Below are 19,251 nucleotides of genomic sequence, written 5' to 3' on the forward strand. Positions count from 1 at the left end.
TCGACGACCGGGGATGGTGGCGGTGCTTCTTCGACCTGCGGTCGAGGTCGCGCGCGTCCCGTCCACCAATCGGGCATCGAACGTCGGTCGGACGTCGGTCGACCCCCGCGTCCAACGGTCCGTCGATGACGCCCGGGAGGAATTCACCACGCAGGACCGCGTCTGCCGCCTCCTCGAGGAGCAGGCGTTCCTCGGTGTCACCGAGAGTCACCACACCGGCGGCGGTCGTAGACAGGGGAGTTATCTCGAACACCGCCCGATGTGGGCCCCGAAATCGCTCTGAGCGTGTCGGATGGGTAACCGACGGCGGACAGTCACGACCGAACACGTGCGAGCACCCCTCGCTGCTCCCGAGATGCGACTGAGGGACGATCTGTACTGCCTATCCACCGACACCTCTTTGAGTCGGCGAATAGATACAAGTGAACGTATGACACGCGACGTAGACAGACGCCAGTTTATCCACGGCGGCGCCATCGTCTCGGCGGGACTGCTCGCGGGGTGTACCGGCGACGGAGACGGCGAAGCGACCACGACGGGAAGCGGCGAAACGACCGCCGACGGGAACGGGACGGCGTCGGGCGACTCCGATACGACGGCCGGCGGTAACGAGACGGCCGGCGGGGACGAAACGGCGTCGGGGTCGGGTTCCACGCCGTCGGTGGCTCTCTCCGTCCCGTCGCTCGAGTTCACGTTCTTCGCACGGATGCAGAACGCGTTCAACGAGGCGAAAAATCAGGGGAACATCGCCGACAGTTCGACGTTCTACGACGCCGGTAACAACCAGAGCACGCAGGTTTCGGACGTCGAAACCGCCATCTCGAACGAGGTGGACCTCCTGATGATCTCCGCCATCACGGCCGAAGGCGTGATCAACGCCATCAGGCAGGCCAACGAAGCCGACATCCCGGTCGTCGCCATCGACCGCAACGTCGCCGAAGGAGAGACGATCACGTACGTCGCCTCGGACAACGTGCAGCTCGGGCAGCGGTCGACGGAGCTCTGCCTTCGGTTCATGGAAGGGAGTTCCGACGCCGACTCGTACAGCGTCGTCCAACTCGAAGGTACGCCCGGGGCGAGCGTCACCAACGAACGCGGACAGGGGTTCCAGCAGGCCGTCGACGAAAACGACAGCCTGCAGAGACTGGCCAGCCAGACGGGGGAGTTCTCCACGCAGGACGCGCTGAGCGTCATGGAGGACTTCATCACGCAGTACGGCGACGAGATCGACGGCGTGTTCTGTCAGAACGACCTGATGGCTCTCGGCGCACATCAGGCGCTCCAGAACGCGAACATGTCCGTCCCGATAACCGGGATCGACGGGACGGAGGCGTGGGTGGAACGGTTCTCCGACAACCAGTACTACGGAACGCTCGCCCAGCTTCCGGAGGACATGGTGAACACGGGAATCGAGAGAGGGAAGGCCCACCTCGCCGGGGAGGACGTCGAGGACACCATCGTGGTCGACGGGCTCGAGGTCACACAGGAGAACGCGTCGGATTACCTCGACCAGTACTTCGGGTGACCGGCGCGCCGTCGGATACCCGCCGAGCAGCCGGGTTATCGGTGGGCGGATACCCGCCGACCGGGTTCGAGCCGCCGGACCAGCGATCGGCGCTCGGACACCTCTCGGTCGGGGACGGGGAGCCGAGCCGTCGTACACCGGTGCGCTCTTCTCGACGTGATTCGACGTGAGACGTGTCATGGTTGGACACACCAAGTACGACTATCGAGGGGAGTCGGCCATCGTCACCGGGTCGACGACGGGAATCGGGCGCGGTATCGCGGAGGCGCTGGCCGACGCGGACGCGAACGTCGCCGTCAACGCCCCGGACGAGTCCGAAGTCGACTCCGTCGCCGCCGAGTTGGACGAGCGCGGGGACGGTGCGGTGGTCGGCGTCGCGGCCGACGTGGGCGAGCCGGCACAGGTCGAGGCGCTCGTCGACCACGCCGTCGACGCGTTCGACGGTATCGACCTCCTGGTCAACAACGCCGCGGTCTGGCCGAACGAGGAGTCGCTCGTCGAATCCGAACTCGACCAGTGGGACCGCACGATGGACGTCAACGTCCGGGCACAGTACTACGCATCGAAGCTCGTCGCCGCGCACATGATCGACCGGGGGGAAGACGGCTGCATCGTCAACGTGACGAGTCAGGCCGGGGACCGCCGAACAGGACCGTTCGGCCTCTACGGCATCTCCAAGGCGTCCATCAACGGCCTGACGTGGCGGATGGCACAGGAGCTCGCCGAGCACGGCATCAGGATGAACGCAGTCTCGACGGACGTGACCGAGACGGCTCAGACCCGATACGAGGCCGAACAGGAGGCGACGACCGACCCCGAGCGGACGGCCGAGGAGATACTCCGGGCTCGCGGCGAGAAGCGACCCCTCGGCCGGCTCGGTCGACCCGAGGACCTGGCGGATGCGGTGCTCTGGCTGGCCAGCGACCGGGCCTCGTACGTCGTCGGGGACGTCGTCAGGGTCAGCGGCGGCGGCAACCTGCAGTGACGACCGGTGCTCGACGGACGCGCTCAGTCGACGGCAGCGTGCCGCTCGTCTTCGCTCGACGGCTTTCCCGCGACCATGCGCTTGACGATCTCGTCCTGCGTGACGGTGGCTCCGTCGAGGACGCCGGCGTCGGTTCCCTGATGCAGGATCTGGACCCGGTCGGCCGCCCGGCGGATGTGGTCGAGGTTGTGTGAGATGAGGATGATAGAGATGCCCTGTGCCTGCATTCGGTCGATGAGGTCGAGCACTCGCTCGGCGCCCTCGACCGAGAGCGCACTCGTCGGTTCGTCCATGATGACGATCTTCGGGTCGGAGAGCAGCGTTCGGGAGATGCTGACGAGCTGCCGTTCGCCGCCCGAGAGGTTCGACACCTTCTCTTCGACGTCGACGCCGATCTCCAGCTCCTCGAGGAGTTCGCGCGCACGCCGTCGCATGGAGCTCTTGTCGAGTATTCCGAACAGCCCACCCGGACCGGAGGCCCGCTCGCGACCGAGGAAGACGTTCTGCGTGACGGTGAGGTTGCCGGCGACGGCGAGGTCCTGAAACGTGGTCTCGATGCCGAGGCGCTTGGCGGTCCGAGGGGAGTCCATCTCGACGACCTCGCCGTCGACGCGAATCGTGCCGTCGTCCGGTCGGACGGCGCCGGCGAGACACTTGATCAGCGTGGACTTGCCGGCGCCGTTGTCGCCGGCGAGCGCCAGCACCTCGTTGCGACGGAGCTCCAGCGTCACGTCCTCCAGCGCCACGACCTCCCCGTACCGCTTCGTTATGTCCTCCATCACCACGATGGGGTCGTGACCCTGCGTTCCCTCGTCCATGTGTGGGCATCCATGACGTGGTAGCAAAAACCTTCGCACGGGAACGACGACGAGCGCTCCCCCTGGCGCTCGCGGAGTGGTGACAGTCCCCAAAGTTATAATATCGCTCCCGAGATAAGCCACGCTAATGTCGTCCTCGGCCGTCGACGTGAGCGTCGTGAGGCGTCGACTAACGCTGATGGAGCTGAGTCGGTACGGGCCGGTCATCGGGTTGATCGGGCTGTACGTCGCGTTTACGCTCCTCAACGACCGGTTTCTCACGGTCCAGAACCAGGTGAACGTCCTCCAGCAGGTGTCGATAATCGGCATCATGGCTATCGGAGTGACGTTCCCGATCCTCTGTGCGGAGATCGATCTGAGCATCGCACAGGTGATGGAGGTCGCCGGGCTGACGATGGCGACGCTAGCCGTCGGGGCGCGACTCTTCGAGGGCTCGGCCCTCCCGGTCCCGGCGGCCATCCTCGGCGGCCTGCTCCTGGCCGCGGCGTTCGGAACGCTCTCGGGGTACGTGACCGCCCGGTTCGGCGTCCCGTCGTTCATGACGACGTTGGCCGTCCTCTTTCTCGCGGACGGTCTCGGCCTCATCGTCTCGGGGAACCGACCGATCATCGGCCTCCCGGCCTCCCTCACCGGCGTCGGCGGGTCGCGCGTCTTCGGATTCCCGAGCATCGTCATCGTCTTCGCCGTGTTGCTCGTCCTCTCGCAACTGCTGCTCTCGTACACCCGGTTCGGGCTCTACATTTACGCCGTCGGCGGGGATCGAACGGCTGCCGAGCGAATGGGCATCGACGTGATGACGGTGCGGATGGGGACGCTCGTAATCTCGTCGTTGTTCGCGGCCGTCGCCGGCCTGGTCACACTCGGACGGATCGGGAGCGCAGTTCCGACGATGGGCGCCGGACTCCTGCTCCCACCGATCGCCGCGGTCATCCTCGGCGGGGCCGACCTGTTCGGCGGCTCCGGCAACATGGTCGGAACGCTCGTCGGCGTCCTCATCCTCGGCGTCCTCCAGAACGGGTTGAACTTGCTGGGCGTCGACCCGGCGGGACAGCTCGTCGCGCAGGGGATCGTCCTGATGCTCGCGGTCCTGGCGAACGTTCTCGGTCGGGACTGAGGGCAACGAGGACGGACGGGGCGCGCTCGAACCGCCGAAGACCGACACCACGTTTCAAGAACTCAACTGGTCGGAGCGGCCTTCCGCGTCGGCTTCTTCGCCGAACACACGCTCCGGCCACTGGAGGTGGTCTCACAGCGGCTGTTCTCGGGGCGAATCGAGGACGTCCATCCGTGAGATGGTCGACGTTTCCGCGACAGGAGTTCGGCCGAAACGCCCGCCGACTCAGCGGAGGTTCAACTCTTCGAGGCGCGCCGCGAACGCCTCGGGGTCCATCTCGCTGACGGTTTCGATGCCGTCGGCGACGACGACCGGGTAGTAGTGGCGGTTCTTCTTCGGCTTCCAGTCGAGGTCGCGCCCGCACTCGTACACCAGTCGGTCGAACTCCGCGTCGAGCGGTCCGTCGATGTCGTCCGGGAGGTAGACGTACGTCCCGTTCCACTCCTCCTTGACGTTCCGAACGTTCCGACTGCGTTCGCCGCGTTGGTCGTCTTCACCATGTTCGTCGTGCTCGGCGTTCTCCCCGTCGTCGGAGCCGTCGGCCCTCTCGGCGTCCGCGTCGTCCTCGTCGCCGGCGAACCGGCGGGACATGCGGTCGGCGACGGCCTTCCCGCGGTCGCTCCGGTCGCTCATCGCGCCACCTCCTGTCTCCCGGCGAGCTCGTGGAAGTGGTCGGCGAGGTCGAGGAGGACCTCGCGCTGGTCGCAGTCCTCGTCGTGTGCGAACATCGAGACGCCGGCGTTGAACGCCCGCTTGATGGCCGCGCGGGAGCGCAGTTCGTACACCGGGATGCGGTCGGCGAACGTATCGTCGAACCACTCCAGCATCCCCTTCTGTTCCCCGTCGAGGGGGTAGTCGACGTTCGAGACGACGAGCGCGCGTTCGTTGATGCTCGTCCCGTAGTTGTCCTCCAAGGTGTCGATCTGCTTGAACAGCAGGTCGAGGGCGCGGATGCTGGTGTCCTCAGCCTCCGCGGGGATGAGGAGGTTCGGACAGGCGAGTAGCGCGTTGTCGGTGAGGATTCCGAGGGAGGGTGGACAGTCGACGACCACGAAGTCGTACCCCTCTACGTCCTCGAGAAGCATCGAGAGTCGCTCGCGTCCGCGCATCGCGCTGACGAGCTCCTGTTCTAAGTTGAACATGTCGATGTTCGCAGGGAGCACGTCGAACTCGTCGTGTTCGTAGACGAGCGCCGAGACGTCGTGCTCGCCGGGGTCGGTGAGCGCGTCGTACAGTGACGGCGGCTCCTGCGTGTAGGCCTCGTCGTAGCCGACGCCGGTGGTCAGGTAGCCCTGGGGGTCGAGGTCGACGACGAGCACGTCGGCGCCGCGGTACGCGAGCGCGCCCGCGGCGTTGATAGCGACGGTCGTCTTGCCGACGCCGCCCTTCTGATTCGAGACGACGATGGGGTACGGTTCGGAACGTTCGGAGCTCATCACGTGTTCACCTGGGTCGGACGTCACTGCACGGTGAACGGGCTTAAATCTCCGTCAGACACGTGTCTGACTACCGGCCGTCGTCGGTTGGGCGACCACCCATCGGAACGGTGGACCCCCCGACCGTCGGTAAGAGATAATCGGTAGTAAACCACTTATTGGGCAGTATTCCGAACTAGTTCGGCGCGCCGACCGTGATCGGGAGACGTAGGGAAGAGGCCATTTGTCGTTCTCCCTTTGCTCTGCTTCGACGCGCTGATTCGAGTGAACGGTCGGCGCGTTCGGCGCGTTTTGAGTAGTGCACACTGCTCAAATATTCCGCCTGGTTCGGTGGCCCATCTCGAGATTTTCCTGTGCTGGACAGTAATCATCGAACGTCGACGCATGTCCGATCGATACTGCGAGCATCGTCGTCGCGGCCAACGAGCACAACGGAGTCGGAACGGTGAACGTTCCGAACACAGTGTGATGGTAGAACGACCCGGGCCCGGTTCGACTGGGACACCCATCGTACTCGCCACCGCCGACTCCACCACGTCGAGACGCTACCGCGCGGATACTGCCGGCGGTGTTCGGCGGAGTTCCCGTAGAGTGTGAATCCGTCGTGACTGTCGTGTTCACCGGAGTCGCCGTATTCGGCGCTCAGTTCGAGTTCGATGCTCACCTCGCGTTCGTCGTGCTCGTCACGCTCGTAATGTTCGGTGGGTTCGACACATTCGGCACATTCGTCGCGTTTAGCGCGTTTGGTGCATTCTGCGCGTTCGGCGCGTTCGGAATTCCGAACGTAGAGAAGGTGGCGACTCGGTCGCTCGCTTCCTGTCTCGAGTTCGGTACCACTCTCCGGATCACTCGAACGTCGCTCGACGTTCCCGACTACCCCACGCCTTCAGTCGAGAACGCTCACGACATCAGGGTGGGTGGCCATCACTCGTCCCGTAGTCGTTCTCGCCGTGAGACTGCGTACCGTGCGGAGGGGTCGGAACGCACGGTCGTCTCGGGGCCTCGGATAAACGGGTTATACGATTAAGCCAGAAGCCAATGCCAACGTAGCCCTTCTGTTCTCCTGTATGGCACGGAGAAGCAGTGCCGACGAGCGAGTGGGAGCAACCGAGTCGAAATTATACCTTCCCGCCGGGTCCAACCCGTCGTTCGTGGTCAGTCGCTTGGAGCGGGTTTGGGGGACGCTGTTCAACCACGGCGTAGAAGCGGAGACGTAGCCGCGGACGAACACGGTGAAACGGTCGGCTCGGAGCAGATGGGTCGGTTCCGACTGGACTCCTCAGTCCGAACCGACACCCGTGAGACGGGAGTTCTCCTGTAGTACCTCCCGCTTCAGTAGCGAGCGTTACACCGTGGACTTCGTCGGGCGTCTGAAGAACCGTTAAGTACAGCGGTCGTGTTGCTAGAGACCGCTATCCGAGAGAACAATGACCGATATCAAAGCGGTCGTCCGAATCCAGCACCCCGACATAGTACTCACAGAGACGGTCTGTCACGACCAGAGCTCCACGGTCAGGTCGGTGTCGGAGGCGGGAACTGACCCGACGTCGGGGAAGTTCTTCTACCACATAGAGTCGTCCGATTTCCGCCAGTTCGAAGAGGGGTTGCGAAACGACAGAACCGTTGGTGAATTCGAACGAGTCATCGAGACCAGAGACAGAGAGGCAATCTACAGCTTCGAGTATACGGACGAAGCGAAAATCGTCTCTCCGGTCGTCTCGGCCGCGAACGGCGTCGTTCTCGACATGGAGAACGAGGGAGACGCGTGGGTCCTATCGGTGTGGGTCCCCGAACGCACGGACCTGGCCCACGTCTGGGACTACGCACGACAGCACGGGATCGATATCGAGCTGCTCCGGGTGAACGATTACGACAGCTTAGGTGATACGGACGCCGGGCTGACCGATAGCCAACGAAAAGCGCTCCTCGTCGCGGTCGAACGGGGGTACTTCGAAGAGCCACGGGACGCGACCCTCAGCGAGGTCGCCGCCGACCTGGGTATCTCTCAACCCGCAGCTAGCGGTCTCCTTCGGCGTGGGATGAAGCGACTCGTCGTCTCGTCCGTGGTCGACGACAGCGAACGGCCGGAGTGATAGAACAGTACATCGGCCCGGAGCGACGATAGACACGCAGCGATATCGTCATCGCGTTCTCTGCCGGGAGTCCTCCAGTTGTGGTTGCCCCTCGTTGTTCGCACCGTTACGCCGAGCACCGTGCCGAAAGGGTCGAAGAGTCATGGTATTCGCTATCATTGGTATAAACGGGTTATATCGATAAGCTGCAGAACAATGCGGTCTCGGGTCGTCCGTGCTCCCGTATGCTACGTCAGAGGCTCGTCGACGACCGAAGGGGCGTCACCGAATCGAAGCTCTTCCTTCCCGCCGTGGTCTCGCCACTCGACCCCGGCCGGTTCGGACGCCTCCGGGCGAACCTGGCTACCCAATGCGGCGGATTAAGGAAAGGAGAGCGCCAATGACGGGACACAACCACCATCCGAACCACCCCAGCGTCGACCAGTCGGACCGTACCGTCCCCAGAAACCTCCGTCAGACGGGCGACGCGGACGTCGACCTCCTGATGTCCACCCGGGTTCGGCAGTCGCCGTTCTGGCACCTCTCGGTCGAAGAGGGGTGTCGGCAGGCGACGGTCTACAACCACATGTGCCACCCTCGCGGGTACATCGACCCCGAAGAGGGAGGGTTGGAGGCCGAGTACGAGCACCTGGTCGACGACGTGACGCTGATGGACGTCGCAGTCGAGCGCCAGATTCGTGTCGCGGGCCCCGACGCCGAGTCGTTCGTCAACTACGTGGTCACGCGAGATGCGACCGACATCGAGCCGATGCGTGGCAAGTACGCCATCTGCTGTAACCCCGAGGGCGGTATCCTCAACGACTTCGTCCTGTTGCGACTCGACGACGACGAGTTCTGGTTCTCCATCGCCGACTCCGACCTGTTGCAGTGGCTACAAGGGGTCACCGTCCAGTCCGACTTCGAGGTCGACATCGACGAGATCGACGTCTCGCCGATGCAGGTCCAGGGTCCGAAGTCGCCCGACGTGATGACGTCACTCCTCGGCGACGTTATCGAGGACATCCCGTACTACGGACTGATGGAAGCGACGGTCGGCGGCGTCCCGGTGCTCGTGAGTCAGACGGGCTTCTCCGGAGAGGCGGGGTTCGAAATCTACGTCCGCGAGGCGTCGAAGAACGCCGAAGCGGTGTGGAACCCGGTGCTCGAGACGGTCAAAGACCACGGCGGTGCCGCGACGGCGATCTCCCATCAGCGACGTATCGCCGCCGGAATCCTGTCGCTGGGACAGGATATGGACCACGAGACGTCGCCGTTCCAGGTCAATCTCGGGTATCAGGTCCCGGACGACAAGGCCGCCGACTACGTCGGCAAAGCCGAACTGGAGCGCCAGCGGGACGCCATCGAGAACGGCGAGTTCCCGTTCACGCACAAACTGGTCGGCCTGAAGATGGCCGGCGAACCCATCATGGACTACGCCCCAGACTTCTGGCTCGTCTCGGACCCCGAGACCGGCGAGGAGTGTGGCTACCTGACGTCGGCGTGGTGGAATCCGGACCTCGAGACCAACATCGGCCTCGGATTCGTGCCGGCATCGACGTTGCAGGCCGCGACCGACGTTCCGCTCGACGACTCGATATACGACGTGGACGTCGACGTGGAGTTCGAAGTACACCTCCCGGACGAGTACGCCGACGAACCAGGCGAACCCGTATTCGCGACGCTGGCGAAGGTTCCGTTCAAGGAGTCGGTCAACCCCAGCGCCCGCGAACAGGCCAAGATTCACGCCCGGGACGAGATGGGTGGGTCGAAGTCGTAGTCGGCGGACGAATGCGAATGGCTAACAATCACCACTGAAACCAATAAAGACGCATGCCAGAACCAGTCATCGCGTCGGTCGGCGCCTCGCCGCTCGGCCGCACGGACCTCCCGGGCCGCGACCTGTTTTCGGTCGCCCTCGCGGAGGCGTTCGACGGACTGCCCGACCCCGCCGACCTCGTCGAGGCGGTGTACGTCGGCAACCAGTCGGAGAGCTACGAACACCAGATCATGTACGGGACGCTGTTGGCCGAGTGGGCCGGCCTCCGTCACGTCCCCGCCGAGCGGGTCGAGGGGTGTGCCGCCGCGGGCGCGCTCGCGCTGCGCCACGCCGTGAAAGACGTCCGCAACGGGGAACACGAGGCCGTGCTCGCCTGTGGCGTCGAGAAGATGACCTCCGCGGGCACGAGCGGCGCGACGGACGCCCTGTCGGCGGCGTTCGACCGAGCCATCGAGCAGCGTTCCGGTATCACCGCGCCCAGCCAGTACGCACTGCTCGCCCAGCGTTACCTCCACGAGACGGACGCCACGGAGCGCGACCTCGCCGAAATCGCGGTGAAGAACCACGCCAACGCCGCGCACAACCCCCGGGCACAGTTCCCGAAGGAGATAGACGTGGCGACGGTCCTGGACTCCGACCCCATCGCCCCGCCGCTGAAGCTCTTCGACTGCGCGCCGGTCGGTGACGGCGCCGCGGCCGTTCTCGTGACGACCGAGGAGTTGGCGGCCGACCTCGACCGCCCGCAGGTGCGCGTCGCGGGCAGCGGCGCCTCCGCGAACAACATCGCGGTCGCCGAGCGGGACATGACGGACATCGCGGGCGCTCGCATCGCCGCCGAGACGGCCTACGAGGAGGCGGGCATCGACGCCACCGATGTCGACTTCGCGGAGGTCCACGACGCCTTCACCGTCTGTGAGGCGCTGCTCGCGGAGGCCGTCGGCTTCGCCCCCTCCGGGATGGGCTATCAGAGCTACCGGGAGCCGGCGGAACGGGCCGACGGCTGGACGGACGTGCAGTTGAGTCCGAGCGGCGGGCTGAAGGCCCGCGGCCACCCCATCGGCGCGACCGGACTCTTGCAGGCGCTCGAAGCCTACGAACAGCTCACGGGGGCCGCAGGCGACCGCGCGGTCGAGGGGGCCGAGACGGCCCTGTTGCTCAACGAAGGGGGCGTCGCGGACGCCGTCACCGTCGGTCACGTGCTCACGACGGCGGAGGCACCATGAGCGACGCCGACCTCGACGCGACCGACCCGCGGACGCTCCCGGGCTTCTTCGACGCCCTCGCGGACGGCGAACTCCTCGGCGGAGTCTGTGCGGACTGCGGGCAGGTGCTGTTGCCGCCGCGGCCGGCCTGCTACGCCTGCGGCAGTCGCGCCGTCGACGTCGAACCCCAGTCACACGACGGTGAAATCTACACGTACACGGCGGTCCACACGCCGCCGCCGGCGTTCGCGGCGGACGCACCCTACACGGTCGCCGTCGTGGCGCTCGCGGACGGCGGCCGCCTCCTCGGGCGCGTGGCCGCCGACTACGCCGACGTCGCTATCGGCGACCCGGTCGAACTCACGGTGCGCGAGCCGACGGCCGCGGAGCGGGAAGTCGCACTCGACTACGAGACCGACTGGCCGGTCCACGTCTTCGAGCCGCGGTGAGGGCCGTCCGGTCGTCGATACTCTGCACCCATGGCGATATCGACTGCAGCCGGCCATACAACGTTGTGGGCATCATGATACCGATTACATCGTCAGGAAGCTGTCCGCCGTCGACCCGACCGGGCTGCATGATCTCGTCACCGGCAGTGGCTCAACGTGCGTCTTCCCGCGCGCATACCAGTGGGAGACGGAGGACCACCTCACCGACAACGTGATGTACTCGCTGCTGCGCAGATTTACGCTGCAACCGACGTCGACGACGAGACGAAGACTGCAGAACTCGAGGTCCTCGTCGAACGGGCGGCCCACGTCGGGATCGCTATCTCAGTCGATGCAGCGAGGAACGACCTCGGGGAACACGATATCGAAGTCCCGTCGTACAGTTGGGTGCATCCGAACGACTTTCGTCTCTTCGAACTCCACGGACGATGTTACCCGTGGGCGACCGAGGAGGCGTTGCTCGAGGCTACGGACGAGCTGCCAGAGTTACCACGGCCAGGGTAGGAGCAGTAGGTGATCGGCAGACGCAGACAGTCGGACTCACGTTGGTCAAATCAACGCTTCGACAGCGGTGTGTTCACAAAACGGCCGCTCTCGAACGAGATGAGTACGTCCGTTACTGTCGATAACCAGCGTATCGTCCGTCCTTTCGATGGAGCCGGTTCACCTCGTCGAGGCGGCTTCAATCGCGATTCAATTTAAGTACTGTCGACGGGTTCTGGGTGCTGAGGAGCGTTCGAGGAGGTACCCCAGTCCGTAGTTCCGCGATACTCCAGAGGGAGCAGTAGAGGGAAGCCGCGAGGGAGACCGTTACTAGAGTTGTTCCCGTGGATTCTTTCATTTCCAGTAACTGGTTTGATGGAGTAGATATGTATTGCGACCAGTTAGGTGGCTGCCTCGAGAACGATGCTGGCGACCATCCACAGATCAGCACGTGACTCGGACGGTCTGCAGAGAACACCAGTGCGAGGAGAACTCGTTCATCGGCACTGTCTAGTTAGCCTCCTCGACCGGTGTTCGTCCATCAAGTGCTTGATACGGCCGTTGAAAATTATACTAGTGGCCGAACAGCGCAAGTCACCGGCGAACGCTCAGCCGACTGCCCACCCACGAATTATGGAAGCGGTCGACTCGCATTTTGAAGGTGTGAAACCACTTATCGAGATGGTTTCTGTCGGTATAGTCGACCTGACCGCTCAACCCTAATCGAGAGAGGGCAGTCCGGTAGCCGAACTGGTCGACCAGAAACACCGTGTCTTCACAGTCATGTTTCTCAGCGACTCGGTAAAGGGATGCAGCCGCCGGATCGGTTCCGTGTCGTTTGAACAGCTGTACGTCGAGAAGTAATTTTGTGTCGAGGTCTATTGCAGCATACAACCAAGATCACTCGCCATTGATTTTGACAGCGGTTTCGTCGACCGCGACCCGCTTCGGCTGTGCCGTCACCAGAACGCTCCGCGTTCTGGCTGGCTGCACGGAGCTCCGCTCTCGTGAACGAAGGCGGGTCAGGAACGCTGTCAGCCAAGCGGTGAACCCATTGGAAAATCGCCTGAAACGACCGATCTACGCCGATCAAGTGTAGAATCGCTTCTGTCTCTCTGAGCGATAACCCGGCAGCGGGAGCGGACGGCGACGCCCGTTAGGGCGTTCGCCGTCCGCCTCCACGCTGCCAACATTCAAGCGTAGCTGTGTCTAAACTCTCTTTGAGCAGGTTTTCCCACGGTGGGGGCGAGCAGTCCTATGGCGGCGTCAACTAAAACCAGAGGGACGACAAGTACGAGCAGCGTCACAATGAGCCGTCAGAGGAGTCGAAGTCCCGTTTAGCCGAGTTCCACAAGATACCATGGAGCATCGCCCGGCCGTCGACGGAATCGAGTCGGTGCGACACGGGTGGTGATTCGCAACGCGTGTATTCCGTGTCGTGGTCAGCACCGCTTCGACATCGCTCCTGGTTCGCTGTCGGCACCTACGCGAACACGGCTCCAGCGTCTGCCAACGCCTCAGTACCTCTCTCAGTGTCGATAGCCTCGTTCAGCTAGTCAAGGAGATATGGGTGAACCGAACTACGAGTCATGAACCCCGTACTCTCTTCGAGGTGGAGTATGATCCCATCTGCTTCTAATTGACTGTCTGCTCGGAGATATGTCTGAGTAGGGCCGGCGAGAAGGCCTTAGAATGACTCGTGACGACCGGTCACCTTACGCAGTATGGCTGTGAACCGCAACAGGATCGCCCTGGAACTGCCTGCGAGTCGAATACAGATGCAGTAGTACGAGCACCTTCCAGCGACGCCGAGCACTGTTTCGAAGCCGGGTAGGCAGGGGTCGGTCACTCCTCCTGTCGGCCGGTACAAATATTTGTCAATCGAAGTCGTTCATGAGCCGTGATATTGTTATGACTCATTCAAATTCCACCTCCGATAGTAGAGACGTTAAAATCGTCGATATCGCTGCATTTCTCGTTTTGACGTTCGCGTGGTCGTGGGGATTTTGGGGATCAAGAATCCTCCTGGAACTGGGTCTCATAGAGGGAGCACCGGTCCTGCCGAACCTCGGTGCGTTCGGGCCGACCGTTGCTGCGTTTATCCTCGTCGCGTATGCGAGCGGGCTCGGGGGCGTACGCCGACTTCTCGGCCGGGCGATACAGCTCGACTACTCCAACCGGTGGCTTCTCGTGGCTCTACTGCTCCCTCCAGCGATTGTCGGTGGTGCACTCGTGGTTGCGGTCGCCACCGGCACCACACCGACGTTCCCATGGGCTGGTCAACCGATTGTCCTGCTCATCGCGTTCGTCTGGATTCTTCTCCTGGGCGGGCCGATTCAGGAGGAGTTCGGGTGGCGTGGATACCTCCTTGATCCGCTTCAGGAGCGACTCACCCCCCTCGGTGGTGGAGTCGCAGTCGGTCTCATCTGGGCCGTCTGGCACCTCCCGCTGTTCTACATCCCGAGCGCGACGATTTACTACCAGAACCCGTTCCTCGGTTTCGTCGTCTCCATTACCCTCCTCTCCGTGCTGATGACGTGGGTGTACAACAGCACGAACGGGAGCCTGCTTCCAGTGCTTCTCATGCACACGTCGTGGAATTGGGCACAGGGGATGTTTCCCATTCTTGAGTCTGACCCGGCCAGTCTCACGATGGTTGGATTGCTCGTAGTTGCCACCGTCGTCGCGGTGATGTACTCTGGGTCGAGGCGACTGGGACGGGTTGCAGACGTCGCCCGAACGGAGTAAATCTATCGAAGGGGGATACCGGCTGTCGTCGGTGAATTGACTCTCTCCAGTCTTCTGAACACACCCCCTGACTGTTACTCTTCTGAACACACCCCCTGACTGTTACACACCGTTTTTGACGACGTTCGGGTAGATTTTTTCGGGCGCGCTGAACTCAGGGTGCGAGTCGGTCAGCTACTAGCTACCGCCGGACTGGTCGAACAGCGCCACGACCGTGAACCCAATATAGAACCCCAACGTGTGGATGCCGACCTCAGTGACGAACTCGGTGACCGTCTTGATGTCCTTCAGATGAATGAAGAGAACGTCGGTCGTCACGACGAAGACGGTAACTAGGAGACAGAGCGTGAAGCGACGAATACTGAAGAGTGGGCTCAAACGGAGGAAGTCGAACATTCCTGCGCGATGTGTTCAGAACGGACGAGCAAGGGTCTTGCGTCCTGATGGGCCGTCTGCTGAACACACGCTATGTCTCTAGGAGCCCGAGTTAGTTCGATTGCCGTTGGAAGAAAGAGCCTTCGTTTCGACCGGATTCGACGTGGCTCAGCTTTTGGAGTTGTGCCGCGCATTCAGTAACGAGTAACCTCGGTGAAGCGACGTTCGTTAGCTGGAGCGTGGATTGATTGGAGGAGTGGGTTCGTCTTTTTGCCCACCGACCACAATAAGCAAAGCCGCAATACCAACGATGAAATACAGTACCAAATCGTTTTGAATGCCCTGCTGAGTGAAAGTCTGGATGGCAAATGTAGTAGCCATCACTCCGAATCCGATAGCTGTCCAACGAGCCCTGTATGCAAGGCCGACAACGGTTCCCCACGTAAGCAACGTCGTCATAGTCGCTCCGACGACCGTCGAAACCGAGACACCAGCTACCGCTGACGGGGAGAATATCTGAAGGAGAGCAAGAACCCCGATAGCAGGGAATCCGACGACAGCAAGTGGACGATACAGCGCGGATGTCACTAATGAATCATTGAACCCCGGTCAATGTGAAGGTTGTGTGGGGGTGACTCCATTGCTGAACTCACGCTCTGTTTCCAACATCTGAGTCACCACGACCACTGCTGAAGAAAACACCCTTTGTTCCAACCGAGTTCAACGTGACTCAGCTTCTATAGCGGTGCCGCGAACCTAGGAGCGATGAGCGAATACCGAACTGCTGGATGGAAAGTTTCATTGACATAGCGCAAAGCTTCCTTTACACAATGGTCGAAATCCCACTCATAGGACGAGAGGATGAACGGGCGCAGGAGGTCGGTCGGCGGGCTGGAACTAACGCGTTTGTCGTCCTCTCAGCGCTGTTCATCGCGATTATCGTCCAACATGTCGTGACCGGGGGTGTCGGGAGCCTTGACGCCGTAGGTTTCGAGATAGGGGCCTTACTGCTCGGCTGGATTGTTTACGTTGCCACAGGCATCTACTATACCCGAACGATGTGACTCATGGAAAATGACCTCGCTGTTCGACGAGCCAAGCACGAATTGACCCAGAGCGACCTAGCAGACGCAGTAGATGTATCCCGGCAGACAATTAGTGCAATTGAAGGGGGCCGCTACAACCCCAGTCTTGATCTTGCGTTTCGATTCGCGCAGTATTTCGACTGTTCTATCGAGGATATATTTGAACCGCCACAAGATGGTTGACTCACGCTCTGTCTTTAGAGCTGAGTCACTCCGGACTACCTTGAAAGAAACACGCTTTGTTTCGACCGGGTTCGACGTGAGTCCGCTCTTGGAGACATGCCGCGAGTCTAGCAAAGATGGATTTATCCAAGTGACAATTCAAGCAATTGTATGTCGAATGCGTTGCAGCTCTATTACCGTTTAGAGGAGCGGGTTGAGGAATTACCTCGATTGTGGTATGCCGTCGCGATTGGCTCGGCTTCTTGTCTTGGAATGCTCGCAGGGAGTCTCGTGCTGAAGGAAATCACGGTCGCCGACGCAGCCATGATGGGAGTTATGGCGACTATTGTCTACTATGCGCTTGAACCCCGATAGAACAGCCGTTTCCACTACGAGATAGAGAGGTGCTGCGTTAGACCCACGCTCTATCTCTAGGAGCTGAGTCGGTGCGGGCCACGGTGAAAGAAACTGCCTTTGTTTCGACCGTGATTAACGTGACTCAACCCCTAGAGACGTGCCGCGTCTTGACTGAGACAACGGCGATCTCGGTGGGTGATGAGTTTAACCCACGTACCACTCTTTGACTGCCGTACCATACGCCTGAAATACCTCAGCGTCCTGTTTCCAGTAAGAATAACTCATGAATCGGAAAGCGCTTTTCAGTCTCGTAGGCGTTATCACATTGCTCGGGGTTGCTGGCGTCGGCTTCGCGGCAACGGGTGGCTTGACGGCTGCAGAACCCACCCTCTCTGAACAGGAAGCTATGAATATCGCAGAAGAGCGAGTCGGGGGAACCGCTCAGACCATCGAACAGGAGAACGAAGGTGGCGGTCCCGTTTACGAAGTTCTGGTGCAGCAGTCAGACGGGGAGATGAAGGAAGTAGAGATCGACGGGGACAGCGGCGAAGTGCTGGAAGTCGAGAACGCCGATAAGGAAGAGAACGAAGAGAACGAAGACGAAGCCGACGAGAACTGACGGGAGAGTCAGAGCTGTCCCGGAAGGTCTCTCCCTCGTATTCTCCGAGAGTTTCCATTCCAATACCTTGCTTTAAAACCCGTGCCAAGTCCATCTATCGCAACTCTATGGTCGAAATCGAAATACTAGTTAATGCTGTTACTCTCGTCGTCGTTCTCGTTGTTTTCACGTTCGTCAGTATCGCGTTCTATCGAACCCGTATTCGGCGTCTCCTCGTCCTCCTCCTGTTGAGCGCACTACTGGGTGTGAATATGGTCGTCTCGATCGCCGAAGACCTCCTCGAGGGCACGATCCCGTTCATCGAGGTGTTCACGAGTTTACTCTCCCTTGGAATTGCTCTCCTGCTTCTGATCACACTTATGCGTCAGTTCTCGTGGGAGCCACGATGAATTCGTGTCCGATCTACAGTTGCCGGTGGTGAGAAATGGAGGGCTCCGACCGGGACAGAGAACCATCAGACGCCAATGATCTGTCGCTGGCTACTCGGAGAGAAATCTTCGGTCGTGTGAAGGACAACCCCGGCATCCACTTCAGTCAACTCAAACGAGATCTCGATATGGAGACTGGACTCCTTCAGTATCACCTGAGAGAACTCGAGGAGTACGGTGCCCTCGAAAGTGAGGAACATCAGGGAAAACGTCGAGTCTTCGTCGCCCGTGAACTCAACGAGGAGGAGCGGTCGATCCTCGCGGTGTTGCGATACGAGACGACTCGACGTATTCTTCTCTACCTGCTAGAGAACGGACCGGCACGGAACGGGGAGATCGCTGAAGCCGTGGGAGTAACCCCGGCGACGATTTCCTATCATATGTCGACCTTAGCGGACAACGACATCATCGACTCGGTACGGGACGGTCGGGCGACGCAGTACGAAGTGACTAATGAAGAACTCGTCGTCCAGCTCCTTCTCCGGTACCGAGAGAGTTTCGTCGACCGCGCTGTCGACCGAATCATCGACTTCTGGGGATGAGACAGAGAACCGATTGGTCGATTTTCCGAGGACCTCGGTCAGCCCCCTCCGCTTATGCGCTCAGCCAAGGACGGTGTGGCGATCGTTGCGCCTGCCGCGACAGCAGTACCGACGACCGTGACCAGAAGAGGTGGAGAGGTAACGTAAATACCGACCCACAGAGCGGCAATCGGAATACCTGCGATGATCGTTTCTCGAAGACCGAGCTGGCAAGAAGGTCGAACCGCATACCAGGCAACCCCTGCACCGATAGATCCACCGAGCCACTGACCGGCGCTCCAGACTTCCCCGGCTGGGGAGACAGCGCTTGCACCGACTGCAAGGACTCCAAGAACCGACCCCAGAACGAACACGCGCAACGGCTCCCGACTCCCGACCGAGGCAGCGACCGCGAAGAGGCTCACGCCAGCAATTACTCCGACTACGATGTCGACGAGGAAGTGGACGCCGAGGGCGATTCGAGAGAGAGCTACGAGGGCGATTCCGATAGCGGCGACCACCCATCTACTAGTTCGTGATCCCACCTCTAACCGGTAAGCTAACGCTGAAAAGACGGCTGCCGTTCCGAGAGCGTGTCCGCTCGGGAACGCATACCCAGCTCCGGTCGTAATACTCCGAAATGGACCACCGAGGACGGCTGGAAGCCAAGCCGGAAGCTGTACCGTCCCGGCCCCGGGAGGACGCGGCGCGATGAAGAAGTTCTTGAGTAGATCGATGAACGAAAACGCTGCGAACGTTACTGCGAGTACGAATGCTCCTTCTTGTGGCCTCTGAACGAGCGACCGCTGTGTCCCAATTAGATAGAGGAGCGTAGCGATGAGTAGGAGAAACCACGGATCGCCGAACTGAGTGACGAACCCAGCAACTGTGAGAGCAATCCCCGTTTGGAATGAGAAAATTTGGAAAAAGCCGATACCTCGGCGGGGGACGGCAATGTCGAATACTACTACGGAAGCTATGATGGCCGCAGTTAACGCGGTCAGGACAGCCGCAATGCGCTGCCAATTAAATCCATCTCCCTCTGATCGATTAGGGATTCCGTCACTAATCGTCATGAGGTGTCTGTCCTGTCGA

General features: G+C 61.4%; 20 protein-coding genes and 2 pseudogenes. 16 read left to right on the top strand and 6 right to left on the bottom strand.

Annotation, left to right across the window (positions count from 1 at the left end; all coding sequences use genetic code 11):
* Positions 1–148: 148 nt before the first annotated feature.
* The 3 genes and pseudogenes from N5095_RS22460 to N5095_RS02170 all read left to right on the top strand — a co-directional run.
* Positions 149–283: pseudogene (locus N5095_RS22460) on the top strand (cell division control protein Cdc6); the annotation flags it as partial.
* A 147-nt stretch (positions 284–430) separates the two neighbouring features.
* Positions 431–1,525, top strand: a complete 1,095-nt coding sequence (locus N5095_RS02165; RefSeq protein WP_267620576.1) for a substrate-binding domain-containing protein — start codon at positions 431–433, stop codon at positions 1,523–1,525.
* Positions 1,526–1,703: 178 nt separating this feature from the next.
* Positions 1,704–2,510 (top strand): SDR family NAD(P)-dependent oxidoreductase, encoded by an 807-nt coding sequence (locus tag N5095_RS02170; RefSeq protein WP_267620579.1) that lies wholly within the window; start codon positions 1,704–1,706, stop codon positions 2,508–2,510.
* A 23-nt stretch (positions 2,511–2,533) separates the two neighbouring features.
* Here N5095_RS02170 and N5095_RS02175 read toward each other — a convergent pair whose 3' ends face one another.
* Positions 2,534–3,328, bottom strand: a complete 795-nt coding sequence (locus N5095_RS02175) for an ATP-binding cassette domain-containing protein (protein WP_267620581.1) — start codon at positions 3,326–3,328, stop codon at positions 2,534–2,536.
* 178 nt (positions 3,329–3,506) lie between these two features.
* On the opposite strand from N5095_RS02175, the gene N5095_RS02180 reads away from it, so the two are divergent.
* The gene (locus tag N5095_RS02180; RefSeq protein WP_267620583.1) at positions 3,507–4,442 is read left to right on the top strand and encodes an ABC transporter permease; all 936 of its coding nucleotides are present in this window, start codon (positions 3,507–3,509) and stop codon (positions 4,440–4,442) included.
* A 225-nt stretch (positions 4,443–4,667) separates the two neighbouring features.
* On the opposite strand, the gene N5095_RS02185 is transcribed toward N5095_RS02180, so the two are convergent.
* Both N5095_RS02185 and N5095_RS02190 read right to left on the bottom strand, forming a co-directional pair.
* Complete coding sequence (locus N5095_RS02185) at positions 4,668–5,075, bottom strand: DUF8160 family protein (protein ID WP_267620587.1); 408 nt, start codon at positions 5,073–5,075, stop codon at positions 4,668–4,670.
* On the bottom strand, positions 5,072–5,878 hold the full coding sequence (locus N5095_RS02190; RefSeq protein ID WP_267620589.1) for a ParA family protein: 807 nt from the start codon (positions 5,876–5,878) through the stop codon (positions 5,072–5,074). Before N5095_RS02190 ends, N5095_RS02185 begins: the two co-directional genes overlap by 4 nt.
* Before the next feature lie 604 nt (positions 5,879–6,482).
* Between N5095_RS02190 and N5095_RS02195 the strand changes: the two genes are divergently transcribed.
* The 6 genes from N5095_RS02195 (at position 6,483) to N5095_RS02220 (ending at position 11,882) form a co-directional block, all read left to right on the top strand.
* Positions 6,483–6,905, top strand: coding sequence for a hypothetical protein (locus N5095_RS02195; RefSeq protein WP_267620591.1), 423 nt, complete (start codon positions 6,483–6,485; stop codon positions 6,903–6,905).
* Between the two features lie 400 nt (positions 6,906–7,305).
* Positions 7,306–7,971 carry a helix-turn-helix domain-containing protein gene (locus tag N5095_RS02200; RefSeq protein ID WP_267620593.1) on the top strand — a complete coding sequence of 222 codons (666 nt, stop codon included), beginning with the start codon at positions 7,306–7,308 and terminating at the stop codon, positions 7,969–7,971.
* 379 nt (positions 7,972–8,350) lie between these two features.
* On the top strand, positions 8,351–9,727 hold the full coding sequence (locus N5095_RS02205) for a glycine cleavage T C-terminal barrel domain-containing protein (RefSeq protein WP_267620595.1): 1,377 nt from the start codon (positions 8,351–8,353) through the stop codon (positions 9,725–9,727).
* Positions 9,728–9,780: 53 nt separating this feature from the next.
* A complete protein-coding gene (locus N5095_RS02210; RefSeq protein ID WP_267620597.1) occupies positions 9,781–10,950 on the top strand; it encodes a thiolase C-terminal domain-containing protein in 1,170 nt (389 codons plus the stop codon).
* Entirely contained in the window at positions 10,947–11,378 is a 432-nt protein-coding gene (locus tag N5095_RS02215; RefSeq protein ID WP_267620599.1) for a Zn-ribbon domain-containing OB-fold protein, read from the top strand. Before N5095_RS02210 ends, N5095_RS02215 begins: the two co-directional genes overlap by 4 nt.
* Before the next feature lie 180 nt (positions 11,379–11,558).
* Entirely contained in the window at positions 11,559–11,882 is a 324-nt protein-coding gene (locus N5095_RS02220) for a DUF8170 family protein (protein WP_267620601.1), read from the top strand.
* A 489-nt stretch (positions 11,883–12,371) separates the two neighbouring features.
* Here the strand turns inward: N5095_RS02220 and N5095_RS02225 are convergent.
* Positions 12,372–13,089: pseudogene (locus N5095_RS02225) on the bottom strand (IS6 family transposase).
* A 665-nt stretch (positions 13,090–13,754) separates the two neighbouring features.
* On the opposite strand from N5095_RS02225, the gene N5095_RS02230 reads away from it, so the two are divergent.
* Positions 13,755–14,609: a CPBP family intramembrane glutamic endopeptidase gene (locus N5095_RS02230; RefSeq protein ID WP_267620603.1), complete on the top strand. Its 855-nt coding sequence runs from the start codon at positions 13,755–13,757 to the stop codon at positions 14,607–14,609.
* 177 nt (positions 14,610–14,786) lie between these two features.
* Here the strand turns inward: N5095_RS02230 and N5095_RS02235 are convergent, their stop codons facing one another.
* The gene (locus N5095_RS02235; protein WP_267620605.1) at positions 14,787–15,005 is read right to left on the bottom strand and encodes a hypothetical protein; all 219 of its coding nucleotides are present in this window, start codon (positions 15,003–15,005) and stop codon (positions 14,787–14,789) included.
* An 809-nt stretch (positions 15,006–15,814) separates the two neighbouring features.
* On the opposite strand from N5095_RS02235, the gene N5095_RS02240 reads away from it, so the two are divergent.
* The 5 genes from N5095_RS02240 to N5095_RS02260 all read left to right on the top strand — a co-directional run bounded on the left by N5095_RS02240 (position 15,815) and on the right by N5095_RS02260 (position 18,177).
* The gene (locus N5095_RS02240; protein WP_267620607.1) at positions 15,815–16,048 is read left to right on the top strand and encodes a DUF2178 domain-containing protein; all 234 of its coding nucleotides are present in this window, start codon (positions 15,815–15,817) and stop codon (positions 16,046–16,048) included.
* 3 nt (positions 16,049–16,051) lie between these two features.
* Entirely contained in the window at positions 16,052–16,252 is a 201-nt protein-coding gene (locus tag N5095_RS02245; protein ID WP_267620609.1) for a helix-turn-helix transcriptional regulator, read from the top strand.
* A gap of 619 nt (positions 16,253–16,871) precedes the next feature.
* Complete coding sequence (locus N5095_RS02250) at positions 16,872–17,207, top strand: PepSY domain-containing protein (RefSeq protein WP_267620611.1); 336 nt, start codon at positions 16,872–16,874, stop codon at positions 17,205–17,207.
* Between the two features lie 107 nt (positions 17,208–17,314).
* Complete coding sequence (locus tag N5095_RS02255) at positions 17,315–17,596, top strand: hypothetical protein (protein WP_267620613.1); 282 nt, start codon at positions 17,315–17,317, stop codon at positions 17,594–17,596.
* A 35-nt stretch (positions 17,597–17,631) separates the two neighbouring features.
* A complete protein-coding gene (locus N5095_RS02260) occupies positions 17,632–18,177 on the top strand; it encodes a winged helix-turn-helix transcriptional regulator (protein ID WP_267620615.1) in 546 nt (181 codons plus the stop codon).
* 38 nt (positions 18,178–18,215) lie between these two features.
* On the opposite strand, the gene N5095_RS02265 is transcribed toward N5095_RS02260, so the two are convergent.
* The gene (locus N5095_RS02265) at positions 18,216–19,232 is read right to left on the bottom strand and encodes a phosphatase PAP2 family protein (protein WP_267620617.1); all 1,017 of its coding nucleotides are present in this window, start codon (positions 19,230–19,232) and stop codon (positions 18,216–18,218) included.
* Positions 19,233–19,251 lie beyond the last annotated feature (19 nt).

It is taken from the genome of Halobium salinum (genome assembly GCF_026586625.1).
In the GTDB taxonomy this organism is placed as follows: Archaea; Halobacteriota; Halobacteria; order Halobacteriales; family Haloferacaceae; genus Halobium; species Halobium salinum.